This window comes from Roseofilum capinflatum BLCC-M114 (genome assembly GCF_030068505.1).
GTDB lineage: Bacteria > Cyanobacteriota > Cyanobacteriia > Cyanobacteriales > Desertifilaceae > Roseofilum > Roseofilum capinflatum.
The window spans coordinates 1-13,751 of record NZ_JAQOSO010000051.1 but is presented as its reverse complement, the minus strand read 5'-3'; the positions used below and the strand labels follow the sequence as shown (position 1 = coordinate 13,751).

The 13,751-nt window shown below is 42.8% G+C and carries 10 protein-coding genes and 1 pseudogene; 10 read left to right on the top strand and 1 reads right to left on the bottom strand.

The window, feature by feature from the left end:
* The first annotated feature begins 240 nt into the window (after nucleotides 1–240).
* The 4 genes from PMG25_RS09190 (at nucleotide 241) to PMG25_RS09175 (ending at nucleotide 4,975) form a co-directional block, all read left to right on the top strand.
* Nucleotides 241–1,794, top strand: coding sequence for a mechanosensitive ion channel family protein (locus PMG25_RS09190; RefSeq protein ID WP_283766600.1), 1,554 nt, complete (start codon nucleotides 241–243; stop codon nucleotides 1,792–1,794).
* Nucleotides 1,795–1,980: 186 nt separating this feature from the next.
* Nucleotides 1,981–3,630 (top strand): mechanosensitive ion channel family protein, encoded by a 1,650-nt coding sequence (locus PMG25_RS09185; RefSeq protein WP_283766599.1) that lies wholly within the window; start codon nucleotides 1,981–1,983, stop codon nucleotides 3,628–3,630.
* 155 nt (nucleotides 3,631–3,785) lie between these two features.
* On the top strand, nucleotides 3,786–4,250 hold the full coding sequence (locus tag PMG25_RS09180) for a YbjN domain-containing protein (RefSeq protein WP_283766598.1): 465 nt from the start codon (nucleotides 3,786–3,788) through the stop codon (nucleotides 4,248–4,250).
* 56 nt (nucleotides 4,251–4,306) lie between these two features.
* Nucleotides 4,307–4,975, top strand: a complete 669-nt coding sequence (locus PMG25_RS09175; RefSeq protein ID WP_347178792.1) for a lipoate--protein ligase family protein — start codon at nucleotides 4,307–4,309, stop codon at nucleotides 4,973–4,975.
* A gap of 90 nt (nucleotides 4,976–5,065) precedes the next feature.
* Here PMG25_RS09175 and PMG25_RS09170 read toward each other — a convergent pair whose 3' ends face one another.
* Nucleotides 5,066–6,187, bottom strand: coding sequence for an RNA-guided endonuclease InsQ/TnpB family protein (locus PMG25_RS09170; RefSeq protein ID WP_283766596.1), 1,122 nt, complete (start codon nucleotides 6,185–6,187; stop codon nucleotides 5,066–5,068).
* A 29-nt stretch (nucleotides 6,188–6,216) separates the two neighbouring features.
* Between PMG25_RS09170 and PMG25_RS24625 the strand changes: the two are divergent.
* From PMG25_RS24625 to PMG25_RS09145, 6 genes and pseudogenes are all read left to right on the top strand, one after another.
* Nucleotides 6,217–6,294: pseudogene (locus PMG25_RS24625) on the top strand (IS200/IS605 family transposase); the annotation flags it as partial.
* Nucleotides 6,295–6,759: 465 nt separating this feature from the next.
* Complete coding sequence (locus PMG25_RS09165) at nucleotides 6,760–8,589, top strand: AAA-like domain-containing protein (RefSeq protein ID WP_283766595.1); 1,830 nt, start codon at nucleotides 6,760–6,762, stop codon at nucleotides 8,587–8,589.
* A 37-nt stretch (nucleotides 8,590–8,626) separates the two neighbouring features.
* Nucleotides 8,627–11,104 (top strand): AAA-like domain-containing protein, encoded by a 2,478-nt coding sequence (locus PMG25_RS09160; RefSeq protein WP_283766594.1) that lies wholly within the window; start codon nucleotides 8,627–8,629, stop codon nucleotides 11,102–11,104.
* A gap of 22 nt (nucleotides 11,105–11,126) precedes the next feature.
* Entirely contained in the window at nucleotides 11,127–12,050 is a 924-nt protein-coding gene (locus PMG25_RS09155) for a variant leucine-rich repeat-containing protein (RefSeq protein ID WP_283766593.1), read from the top strand.
* 94 nt (nucleotides 12,051–12,144) lie between these two features.
* The gene (locus tag PMG25_RS09150; RefSeq protein ID WP_283766592.1) at nucleotides 12,145–13,281 is read left to right on the top strand and encodes a vWA domain-containing protein; all 1,137 of its coding nucleotides are present in this window, start codon (nucleotides 12,145–12,147) and stop codon (nucleotides 13,279–13,281) included.
* A 174-nt stretch (nucleotides 13,282–13,455) separates the two neighbouring features.
* Nucleotides 13,456–13,632 carry a hypothetical protein gene (locus tag PMG25_RS09145; RefSeq protein ID WP_283766591.1) on the top strand — a complete coding sequence of 59 codons (177 nt, stop codon included), beginning with the start codon at nucleotides 13,456–13,458 and terminating at the stop codon, nucleotides 13,630–13,632.
* The last annotated feature ends 119 nt before the right edge of the window (nucleotides 13,633–13,751 follow it).

Genomic DNA, 13,751 nt, shown 5'->3' with positions numbered 1-13,751 from the left:
AATATTGACAATTGATTCGTCATGATAGACTATAGTGCTGAATCTATCATTTTCTGGATTTGTAGGTGTGCATCTATGTTCAAAGCTATCACCCGATTTGGATATTTCCTGAGAAGAGGGAAATACTGGCTCTTTCTATGTTCTCTCTTTCTAGTTGTTATTTTGCAAGCCTCAGTGTTTGCAATACCAACTATTGAAAATCCCCTAGAACCGGCTGATACCTCAAGCCCTCAAGCCACCATGAGGAGCTTCATAGAGAATGTAAATGCTTCCCATGAAGTCTTGATGGAAGCCTATCAAGAATATCTAGAGGCTCCAGGTCTATTCGCCTCTACATCAGTTCGAGAGAAAGCCAACACAGCACAGTTTTTCTTTGATCGAGCCGCAGACTGTTTAGATGTCAGTCAAGTGGGGGATAGCTTAAGAAGTGATACCAGAACAGAAGCAACATTACAACTTAAAGAAATCTTCGATCGCATAGACATTCCCGATTATAGTGACATCCCCGATCAAGAGGTTATTTTAGATCTCAAAGAGAAAGAGATAGATCTCAATAATTGGACAGTCCCAGAAACTGAGATTGAAATCACTAAAGTAAAAGAAGGAGATCGTGCAGGAGAGTATTTATTCTCTCCATCAACCGTTGCTCGTACTCCTGAATTTTATGAAAAAGTAAAAACACTCCGCTATAAACGTGGAGCAACCGAAAATTTTTATAACTTCTATATATCAACGCCCGGTCAATTATTACCTCCAAAATGGTTTCGATTCTTACCCAAAGCTTCACATGCCGTTTATTTCGATCAAACGTTATGGCAATGGATGGGAATGTTTATTGTCTTGATATTTAATGCTATCATCATTATCTTTATTTTCAAATGGAATCAAAAAAGAACCAGAAAATTCCGTCCCATTCGCAAAAGCTTTGCCAGAGCTACTCCAGCTCTCTTAAGTTCATTGCTCCTGTGGTTTTCCTGTGATTTTATCGATAACCAACTCAATATTACCGGGACAGTTCTTTTTTCGACCCTAATGACCTTGTATTTTTTCTTGTGGACTATGGCTGGTTTTATTGTCTTTTTTGTTAACCAGGGGATTGGAGAAGCAATTGTAGCTTACTTGGAACACACACAAGAGAAAGTCGAGAGTAATTTGATCCGAGTTATTGTGGATGTTGTGAGTTTTATCGCTGGTGGTGCGGTGATTCTGTTTGGGCTTGTGACTTTAGGAGTGAATCTCCTGCCCCTAGTTGCTGGATTAGGCGTTGGGGGTTTGGCGGTTGCCCTAGGAGCGCAATCAACCCTAGAAAATGTTATTGCTGGACTAGCTTTGTTTTTTGATAAACCCGTTGTAGCTGGAGAACGCTGTGTTTTTGGAGATCAAGAAGGGTTTGTACAATCAATTGGTCTACGATCCATCCGTTTGCAAGGAATTGACGGAACTTTGATTTCTATGCCTAATTCACAATTCTCTCAGTTGTTGTTGACCAATAAGAGTCGATCGGAGAAGCTGTTGTTCAAGCATCAGATCCATTTGTCTTATGAAACCACATCTGAGCAACTGAATGTAGTCCTAGATCGGTTGCATAAATTGTTAACGGATCATGAACAGACTCTTGAGCCGGGTCTGCATGTTCGATGTGTCGGATATAATGAGTATTCCATTGTTATAGAGCTTCAAGCTTACATCAATACGGGCGATATTGAAACCTTTCTCTTGATTCAGGAAGAGCTGCTCTTGAAAGTACAAGAAATTGTTGAAGAAGTAGGAACGGAGTTTGCGATCGGAGTTTGATTCATTAGGATTGCCCACTATGAATTAAAAGCTTAATCATTAACTTAATTCAGGCATTCAGACAAGCTTTTGAAAACAAGAAGGATATTTATAATGTCGAAACTGATTAATAGACTCCGTTCTACCTTGAAAACGAAATCCTCTTGGGTATACTCTTGGGTTGCTCTAATCTCCCTACTAATGGTCTTGTTTCTGCAAACTTCAGTAACAGCAGTGCCAACCCTTCAAAATCCTCTGCAACCCCCTGATACTTCTAGTCCTCAAGCAACAATGAAGAGCTTCATGGAGAATCTTCATAGTTCCCATGAAGCCTTGATGGAAGCCTACGACCAATATATGGAGGAACCAGGACTTTTTCCTTCTGCATCAGTTCAGGAAAAGGCAAATATAGCCCAAGTTTTCTTTGACCGAGCTTCAGAGTGTCTCGACATCAGCCAAGTTGGAGATAGTTTGAAAACAAATGTTAAGACAGAAGTTACCTTACTCCTGAAAGAAGTATTCGATCGTATTGATCTTCCCTATCATAGTGAAATTCCTAATCAGCAAGCCATTTTAGACTTGAGAGAAAAAAATATTGAATTAAATAATTGGAGGGTACCAAAAACCGCAATTGAGATAACTAAGGTGCAAGAAGGAGAACGAGCGGGAGAATACCTATTCTCGCCAGAGACAGTTGCCCAGGCTGCGAATTTTTACCAAACGATCAAGGAAATGCCTTATAATTCTTCCTCTAATTCTAATGCCACAGAGGGCTTTTATGAATTCTATAGCTCGACTCCGGGTCAATTATTGCCGCCAAAATGGTTTGTTTTTCTGCCTAAAAGTTTAGATGCTGTGTTTTGGGATCAAACCCTATGGCAGTGGTTGGGGATGATTATCGTGTTGTTCTTTACCGGATTAATTGTTATTTTTATGTTCAAATGGAATCAAAAAATAACAGCAAAATTTAAGCCGACTAGAAAATACTTGTTTAGAACTATTCCCGCTTGGATCAGTATTGCACTCCTATGGGTCGTTGGTGACTTTATTAATTACCAACTGAATATCACTGGATATGTACTGATATTAAGTCTGGATTTTTTATATTTTTCTTGGTGGGTGATGGTAGCGTTCGTTTTCTTTTTCTTAGCTCAAGCGGTAGGAGAAGTAATCATTCGTTACTTCCGGGAAAACAACGAAAAAATAGATGCAGAATTAATACGAAATTTTGCTGATTTAATTAGTTTAGCCATTGGTGGGATTGTCGTTTTATTTGGTCTTCAAAGAATTGGCCTTAATTTATTTCCCCTATTGGCTGGATTAGGTGTTGGGGGGGTTGCCATTGCTCTAGGCGCAAAATCTACTCTAGAAAATGTGATTGCAGGACTTGCTTTGTTTTTCGATCAGCCTGTAGTTGCGGGTGAAGAGTGTATTTTTGGAGGGAATGAAGGGGCTGTCCAATCTGTGGGTCTCCGTTCCATTCGTCTTCAAGGGGTTGATGGAAACCTAATGTCTATGCCTAATTCAGAGTTCTGTCAATTGCAATTAATCAATAAAAGTCGAGCTGAGAAAAGCTTATTTAAACATAGAATCCACCTGTCTTATGAGACAAAATCTCAACAACTTAAATCAGCGTTGGATAAGTTCCGTAAGCTTTTGGTCGATGATGAAAATATTCTTGAAGCAGGACTTCATGTCCGATGTGTGGGATATAATGAGTATTCTATTGTTGTAGAATTCCAGGCTTACATTGATACGGGTGATGAAGAAGAGTTTCTCTTAATTCAAGAAGGTTTATTGCTGAAGGTGAAACAAGTTGTTGAAGAGGTGGGGACGAAGTTTGCCATGGGTGTGTGATGAATGGAGAGGTATAGGGCTTCATTCTGAGTGTTCCTAGTTGGAATGAGTCAATCCGAGTCGTTTGAATCCAGAGATTTTGTAATAATGGGTAAGTACAGGAATTTCCTGGTGTAAGGGGGTTCTTGTATAATTGATGATGGAGATAGAAGATTATGAGTGATTCAGTGATAGAAAACGCGATCGCAGAAAAGCTAGAACCAACGGCTCCCGATTATACCCATGAGATCGAAGGGGTAATCAGCACCATGATTCCTGAAGGTCAGACGGTGCAAGCAGGCCACGATCCCCAGGAAGGGTATTTGTGGAAGTTCCAATATGGGACAGTTGAGGTGTATGTGCAACTGACAGGTCAAACGGATGATGATACGTTAACGGCCTGGTCTTATGTTCTCTCTTTACCGGCCAAAGAGGAACCTAAGTTGATGCGTAAGCTGTTGGAAATGAATTGGCTGGCAACGTTTGAGGCCCATTTTGCGATTGTGGATAACCGGGTGGTGGTGGTCGCGACGCGCACGGTTGCGGAATTATCCCCTGGGGAAATTGCGCGAGCGATTACGTTGGTGGCCAATATCGCTGATGATAATGATGAAGCTTTGATGGCTGAGTTTGGACAGTAGGGTTGGTTAAACGTTGGCGGTTTATTCCCCTAATTGAGGAGTCAGGCCGATCGCAAATGGCGATCGATCGCTGGCTCTGGAAACAGCATCAGCAGGGCAATTTGCCGCCTATTTTGCGGTTTTATACCTGGAATCCGGCGGCGATTTCTCTGGGATATCACCAAAAACACTGGCCTGAATCTTGGCAGAGTTTGCAGTGGCAAGGAAAACCAGTCGAGTTAGTGAAACGACCTACGGGGGGGCGCGGGGTTCTCCATCAGGGTGATTTAACGTATGCGGTGGTGTATTCTGGACGGTTTGCCAATCGAGTGGCGGCCTATGAGCAGATTTGTGAGTTTCTGATTCGCGGGTGGCGATCGCTCGGTTTTGAACTGCACTATGGTTCAGCCGGTCGCGGTTATGCCCAAGTTCCCAACTGTTTTGCCACCGCTACAGGAGCAGATTTAGTCTTAGAATCGGGCTACAAGCTCATCGGTAGCGCTCAAGTTTGGCAGGGTTCCACCGTGCTGCAACATGGCTCTATGCGGCTTAATGGCGATCGCCAACTCTGGCATCAAGTGTTTTCTGAATCCATCCCCGAAGCTCCACCCGGTTTAGCGGATCTGAGTCTCTCTTCTCTCGTCGAGACATTCACCCAAGCAGCCTGCGAAACCTTCGAGATGGAGATTGAGGTACAACCCTTATCCGAACAAGAGTGGGAAGACATTAGAGCGCCAAGCCTTTGACATACTCACCGTCCTAAAGGAGCGGTGATTCTTGACGCTTCACTGACTGATGCTACCGTTCGCCCAGCGTCGCCGCAGGCGATAGTAGTCTTACTTGCGTCTCTGCGTCCGTTTCAAGTCTCCCAATGCCCTATGGCGACTTTTTTCTATATTCTTTGCTGCATTCTCATCTCGGTCGTGTTCAGTGCCACAATTGAGGCATCGAACCGACCGAATTTTTAGATCGAGCTTGCCCCATTTGTAGCCGCACTCAGAACAGATCTGGCTAGTCGGTTCCCATCGATTGATGATGTGAAACGCTCTGTCAAACTTCTGAGATTTTGCCTCACAGAGATCTCTAAACTCTCTCCAACCTTGCCAACTAATAGACCTCGCAAGCTGGCGATTCTTGACCATGCCTGATACGTTCAAATCCTCTAAAACAATCGTTTGGTTTTCACGAACAATCTTAGTAGATAGTTTGTGCAAGAAATCTTTGCGCGTATCTGAAATACGATGGTGTAGTTTAGCCATCTGAAGACGAGTTTTATTTCTCCGGTTTGAGCCTTTTTGCTGACGAGCTAGTTTCTTCTGAAGCTTGTGAATTTTGCGATCTGCCTTTGAGTAGTCAGGGCTGACAGCCTTAGAGCCATCAGACATTACGGCAAATGTCTTGATCCCTAAATCAATTCCGATACTTTGGTTTTTCGCATCGACATGAATGGGTTCAATCTCTACCACAAAGCTGAGAAAATAGCGGTTAGAGCAATCTTTGATAACCGTTACAGAACTTGGGTCAGACGGCAACTCTCTAGACCAAATTGGCTTTAGAGGGCCTATTTTAGCTAAAAATACTTCTTTTTCTTTGATGGAAAACGCTGCTTTTGTAAACGTTGCAGACTGATCGTATGTCTTTTTCTTAAACTTGGGTTGACCTACTTTTTTACCTTTTCGCTTTCCCTTTAAGGAATTGAAATAGTTTTTGTAGGCGGCATCTAACTGCTTAAGAGATTGCTGCAACGGAACGGATGAAACACCAGAGAGCCAGCTTCTAGTCTCAGTCTTCTTTGCCTGAGTCAACATCGCAGAAAGTTTGTTGTACCCAGGGTATTTATCGGACTTACTGAAAGCTAAAGCGTCGTTCCACACCACCCGAACACAGCCAAACAACTGAGCTAGGCTCTGTCGCTGTTGGTCGGTTGGATAGAAACGGTATTGATATCTCGCTTTCATTACTGGTGCTAAAATTGGTCTGTAAATGCTATTGGGTTAGCTCCATTGGAGGTGCGCCAATAGAAGTTCTAAAGCAGTACATTAGAGAACCAGAAAAGCCGTCCTAGAAGGACGGGGTTTTAGACCCATTCTTCTGATAAAAAAAACAATGCAGACTGCAATAAACAGCCTGCACACTAATTTGGAACACGACTTAGCATCAAAGGAGCAGAGATCCTCAAAGCCTTACTATCTCTGAGGAGTTGAGTCTTATGTATTAATCTCAACTCACCCTAGGTTCAAGCAACTCATAAAGATTCATCTCAAGGATAGGCAAACCCGAAGGTCAGACTAAACAGGACAATGATGACTCTGATGCTTCTACTATGACCGACCTTAGAGAAAGTGGGTAGGTTTGTGTAAGCAAGATTCACAGAAGCGATCATCTTAACTCAGGAGTGGCTTATGTGGTGATTCCATACACAATTGCCCTCAGTGGCAATTCTGACGGTATTAATAAAGAATAGAAGAAGACTCTGGTTCGGTTTGAGCCGCCGTCTCACCTCCAATGTGTTGTTTCTTCGTGTAATCTGATGAACCAGATGCAGTTTATCCAATCCTTTGCCAATCTTACCCCTCGGCGACAAGAAGTGCTGCTGAAAGTCTTAGCGGGGGAAGAGGATACGGCGATCGCCGAACAGCTTTATATTCAACCGGTGACGGTACGCAAACATATCCAACATATCTGTGATGCCTTTTTGGGAACCGTCGATCCTCAAGAATCTGGATATTCCCGTCGCGGAGAATTAATTGCCCTGATCGCCAAATACCGTCCAGAGTTAATTGGGGAAGCGCTGAAAACCAACCGGGAAAAGCAACCCCAGAATCATCATATCCTGCTCAGTTACTATCAAAGTCCCACCGATCCTCCCTTAAGCCTGATTTCCCAACTCTACGAAACCCTCAAAAATTCTGGCTATACCGTAACCTTAGTCGATAACTGCCTGCGGATGGCCAAAAATGGGTTGCAACAGATTTACCGAGAACTGAATACCTGTGAAGAATTGGTATTGTTGCTCTCACCCTTGTCTGCGGTGAGCGAGATGATTACCGAAGAGGTGCGAATTGTCAAGTCCTTACAAGAATCTCGTCAGCAGGGACTGCCCCATATTATTCCCCTGGAAATCAACCATTCCTTTAGCCTGCTCAACCATGATTTGCGGGGCTATTTACAGGACTTACCTCGGTTAAAATGGCGATCGCCAGAAGACACCCCCAGATTAATTAAAAGCTTATTGCAACTGCTCAAAGAGGGCGATCGCCAGCCAGTCACGGATATCTCCTCCCCTGAGCAACCCTCCACTAACCCCTACGCCATCCTACCCAAATCTCCCCCCCAACCCATTGCTGAACCGGAGATCCCCAGAGGACAAGTGGAGCTGGCCTCCGCATTCTACATCGAACGGCCCCGAATAGAAACGCGATGTTATGAGGCGATCGAAAAACCCGGAGCCTTAATTCGCATCAAAGCTCCCCGACAAATGGGCAAAACCTCCCTCCTCGCTCGCATCCTACACCATGCCTCCACCATTGGCTACGCCACCGTTCCCCTCAGCTTCCAACTCGCCGATAGCAAAGTCTTCACCGAACTAGAACCCTTCCTCAAATGGTTTTGCGCCAATATCAGCCTGCAAATCAACCTCCCCGTCAACTTTGAAGATCATTGGAACAGCATTTTTGGAGCCAAAGTTGCCTGCAAATCCTACTTTGAAAACTACATCCTTCCCCACTGCCAAAACCCCCTCGTTTTAGGCTTAGATGAAGTCGATGTCGTTTTCTCCTTCCCCGACATCGCCTCCGACTTTTTTAGCCTCCTGAGAGCCTGGCATGAAGAAGGAAAAAACCGCGACATATGGAAAAAACTGCGCCTAGTCGTCGTTCACTCCACAGAAGTCTATGTTCCCATGAGCATTAACCAATCTCCCTTCAATGTCGGCTTACCCATTGAACTCCCTGAATTTCCTCCAGACAAAATTCTAGAACTCGCCCATCGTCACGGCTTAGATTGGACAATCTCAGAAGTCAATCAACTCATGTCCATGGTAGGGGGACATCCCTACTTAGTCCGACTCGCCCTCTACCATATTGCTCGCAATGAAATGACCTTAAAAACCGTCCTCGAAACGGCTGCCACCGATGCCGGTTTATATAGCGATCATTTAAGGCGACACTTATGGAATCTACACTATCATTCCCTCTTAAAAGAAGCCTTAAAAAAAGTCGTTGAGAGTGCCCAAGCCGTCCAACTCGAATCCATACAAGCCTTTAAACTCCACAGCATGGGATTAATTGATTTACAAGGTCATAAAGTTGTGCCTCGATGTAATTTATATCGTCAATATTTTCGAGTGCAACTCTCTTGAAAAATTAAAAAATTAGGGGTGTTATCTATGGGGTATTATGAATAACGTATTTACCAGAATGTATGAATATCAATTTGGCGGTAGCCTACCGCTTAATTCTCCAACTTATGTCGTCCGTCAAGCCGATGCCGATTTATTTCGCGGAGTCCTCGCCGGAGAATTTTGCTATGTTCTCAACTCTCGGCAAATGGGTAAATCTTCCTTACGAGTCCGCACCATTGAATTACTCAGAAATCGAGGAATTCTTTGCGGAGTTGTAGATTTAACCGCTATTTTTAGCCGCAACATTACCGCCGAAGAATGGTATGCTGCTTTTGCCTATTCCGTCTTGAGTAGCTTTAATTTAGCCGATAAAATCAACCTACCAAAATGGTGGCGCGATCGCCTCTCATTTTCCCCCGTTGAACGGCTGCGATTATTGTTAACTGAAGTCATTCTCAGTTGCATTTCTCATGATATTGTTATTTTTGTAGATGAAATCGATAGTGTATTAGGCTTAAAATTCCCAGTCGATGATTTTTTTGGACTCATTTTATCTTGTTATCAAAATCGAAAAAAGAACCCAGAATATCAACGAATAACTTGGGTATTATTAGGGGTGGCAAGTCCATCAGAACTAAGTTCTAATCCTAACTTTAGTCCCTTTGATATTGGTCGAGAAATTCAATTAACCGGATTTCAATTTCAAGATTGTTTAGGATTAGCGGAGGGATTGGTTATGAAAGCAAGAGATCCGCAAAAAGTCTTGAACGCGATTTTAGATTGGACAGGTGGCAAACCTTTTTTAACGCAAAAACTTTGTCATTTGGTTGCTAATAATGATGAATTTATTGCTATAAACCAGGAACATCAAAGAGTCGATCGGTTAGTTCACTCCAAAATTCTCCATAATTGGGAAGCTCAAGATGAACCAGAACACCTGAGATCGATTCGCGATCGCCTCCTAGAAAGTCCGAACAAAAAATCATTATTAGAGTTATATTGGCAAATCTTACAAAAAGGAGAAATTCCTTCAGAAGAAAGTCGAGAACAAACGGAGTTACGCTTGAGTGGCTTGGTTGTAAAATTACCTTTTGGTCATCAATCTGCTCGCCCTATTCTTAAAGTTTATAACAAAATTTATGCCTATACATTTAATAGAGACTGGCTTCATAAATGCCTAGGATATAGCCCAAATAAAACGCCCAAAACAGTAACACAAAAACAATTATCAGATGAACAGAAGCTTTACGATCATCTGCTCTATTGGGTGCAACAAGAATCTCCGGCTGTGATGATTCAAAGAGTCTATAAATTGTTAATTGAAGTCATTGGATATCCAGATATTGAAATTAGTACCGTTCTTCGACGGTTGATCATTCAAGTCACCGAACAGAATAAATTCAATAAAATATTAAATCGATGTTTTTATATTTTGATTAACCACTGGCAAATTCGATCCTCATCTAAAATTGCAATTGTGGGGTTAATTGGTCTGTTCAATAATCAAAAACAGTATCGATACTCCTATTCAGCTCCCTTACCTAAATATGTTGAGCAACTGAAAATAAGGATCGATCATTTCTGTGAAAGCCATGAATACAAAATGATTGAAAAGCTATTTGTTGAGCCTATTATTCATGCCACAGTAAAAGAATTTGAGGAAACTGAAGATTATCAAGTTTTGCGAATTCTAATTGAAAATAAATCAAGTTCTCAATCTAAATTGTCTCCAGTTTTCAATTCTCCACTCAAAACACAAATTTATCGATATCCTTATCTTTATCGCTATTCCCTAGTCGCATCCAACAGTTCTAGGGAACATCAACAGATGCTGCAAGAAATTCAATCAGAACGGCAATGGGAATTTGAACTGAGTCTTTCCCAGTATGCAACTTATTTAATTAAAAAAATATCTGGATTAAATAGCCAAAAACCCTTGTCTAATCCGACTCTTCTGAGTGATCAAGATCTGTATCTAGCTATTAAACAGTTTACGGGTAAAGTCGAAGGTGATTCGAGCTATAAAGATTTAGCTAGAAATTTTTTAGAGCATACGGAAACGGTGGAGTCTTATCAAGAATTTAAGGAGCAGTTTTATCATTATATTATTACAGCAATTGATTCTGATTCTCAGTCTCAACATTTTGATTTTAAATTAAGACATAAACTCAAGAGCTTATTACCGGAACAGGATCATCAAGGGTTTAATTCCCTTTTACTCAACCAAACTTGTGAGAAATTATTGAAATTTTTGATTGAGAGTCCCCACGATCCTAATCACTATATTTTTGTGAACTTGATTGCTAATTTGGGAGAGTTAAAGACCAGTGCTTTGTTGCTGAAGATTGTGTTGATTTCGGGGCAAAGTCAATCCAATTTAGGAGAGCAATTGTTTCAATGGTTCAATTATTATGAGTCTAAGCCTATCGATCAAATTCAATGGTTTGTCAACTTTTTGGAAAATATCAATGTTGCCTTAGTAATTAACAATGAAACTCTCGATGTTTCGTCCATTCAAGCCTATCTTAAATAGCTCTGTTTTTGGTGATTGGATTATGGAATTAATAGAATTGCAAAACTCTATCTTCTATGCAACTGAATATGAACAGGCTAACGATCCAAATACTGACCCTAAAGTTTTGCGATCGCTCGCCTCCCATGACGATCCCAAAGTTCGCGCTCTGGTGACCTCGAATCCCAATACCCCCAGCGATGTCCTCTTTGAACTGGGTGTAGCCTTTCCAGAGCGACTCCTGAATAATCCGATTTTCTCTCTCTTAAGTCTAGAAAACCCCTATTTTATCGCCGATCTTTCTCTACAAACCCAACTTAGTCTGTGTACCCTAGAGAGCTATTATCCTTATCTACAAAATGCCCTTGACCAAATCTCTAGCCACCACATCAAAGGGTCTATTGCCGAAAACCCAGATACTGCCATTACCATCTTGGAACTGATGGCCACTGATGGGAGCGATTTCATTCGAGAACAAGTAGCGAAAAATCCAAATACACCCCCCTCTACATTAGAAAAATTAGCTCAAGATTCCAAGGATTCGATCAAAGTTGCAGTTGCTAAAAATCTCAAAACTCCAGTTGCTATTTTAGAAAAATTAGCTCAAGATTCCGAGGATTCGATCAAAGTTGCAGTCGCTGAAAATCCCAATACACCCCCATCTACATTAAAAAAACTAGAACGCGAATGTGCAGTGGTTTTAGCTCTATTGCAATGTCCTGAATTACCAGAGTCGGTATTAACGGAGATTGCCCACTCTCCTCATTTTCAAGTGCGTTGGTACTTAGCCGGTTATCCCCATTGTCCAAAACCGATTTTAGCCCAACTTAGCGAAGACCCCAATTTTAGCGTGCGCTGGGTGTTAGCAGCTCATCCTGACTTACCCGAAAGCTTACTTCAGAAACTAGCAAATGATCCTGAATCCGATGTTCGTCATGCGGCTCAAAAACGGCTATCTACTCCATAGATCTGATGAGTGGATACAAGATGATTGACGCGCAGACGCTAGAAAATTGCCTTTTGTTCAAGGGTTAATTGCAGCTTAAAACCAGGTTTGAATCATGAATATGCCTCCCGATATTGAACGACTCGTCAGTGGGTGTTTGTTGCGGTTGCGGATGAAGTCTCCGTTTTTTGCGACTCTAGCTTTGTTTACGAATATCTCAGTTACGAAAACTGTGCCTACAGCAGCGACGAATGGTAAGGATATTTTCCTGAATGCTGATTTTTTTCGGGGTTTATCGGTTCCAGAAATGGATGGGGTGTTCTTGCATGAAGTGCTTCATGCTGCGTTGCGCCATGTGATTCGTCGGGGTACGCGGGAACCTCTGGTGTGGAATATTGCGGCGGATATTGTGGTGAATGGGATGGTGCTTCAACAAGCGGGTATAGCGGGTATAGCGTTGCCACCCGGACATATTCGCGATATGTCTCTGGAGGATTTGAGTGTGGAGGAGGTTTATGAGTTATTGTGCAAGCAGGCGAAAAGCTATGGGTTGGGCGATCGCGATTTGTTAGATCCAGACGGTTCAGGGACTCTATCCCAAGACCAGAAAACGACCTTAGAGACCTATTGGCAAGCAGCGATGCATAAGGCGATGACGATCGCCAAAACCCAAAACGCAGGCAAGCTTCCGGCCGGTTTTTCGCGGGAATGGGATAGCCTGAAGGAAGCGCAGTTAGATTGGCGATCGCATCTTTGGCGCTATCTCGTAAAAACTCCGACCGATTTTCAAGGCTTCGATCGCCGGTTCATCGGTCGCGGTCTATACTTAGAAACCCTAGAGGGAGAAACCGTGCATGTATTTGTCGCAGTGGACACCAGTGGCTCCATTGGCGGTGAAGAACTCAGCCTATTCATGAGTGAAATCAAGGGAATTCTCGGATCGTATCCCCATCTCAAATGTGAATTATATTATGCCGATGCTGACGTTTACGGCCCCTATACCCTAGATAAAACCGGCCCATTACCCAAACCCGTCGGCGGTGGCGGAACCTCATTTTGTCCCTTTTTCGAGAAGATTGAAAACCGTGAAAATTGGCACGATAGTCGCGTCTGTGTCTATCTGACGGATGGTTACGGGAACTTTCCCAACCCCGCTCCCGACTATCCAGTGTTGTGGGTGGTGACTCCAGGCGGATTAGACTTAAGTCACTTTCCGTTTGGGGAAGCCGTGCGCTTGTTATCCACTGGATGAGCCAAATTTTAAGTTAAATGTCAATTTTTATCAAAAAGTGCAACATTCGGGCACGTCGGCTGAAGAGTTTGGCAAATTAGAAAAAGGAAGGGATAAAACGGCTCAATCCTGACTCACCTGCCATCTAGGTGGACTGTCATTGTAAACCTCACCCTCTTAACCGTTGAGATAACCATGAAATTTAACTATTACACCTTTTGGCTACCCCTATGGGCTTATCTTAATCAACCCTTGTTCAACTCAGAGTCTCCCATGGTCTGGAGTCTGAATCAATTTTGGTATCGCTATCAATTAACCCTTCTGGAGCGATGCTGGCAGATTAGTTATCAGGAGGGACATCCCCAGGCTTGAGCGCCCCATGCTGGTAAGGAAGAATCAGTAAAGGGTGGGCAGGGCAAGAATTGCCGCACTCTAAACATATAGCGCTTTCCGCTTCGCGGACATGAACGCGCTAGGGAATAGGGAATAGG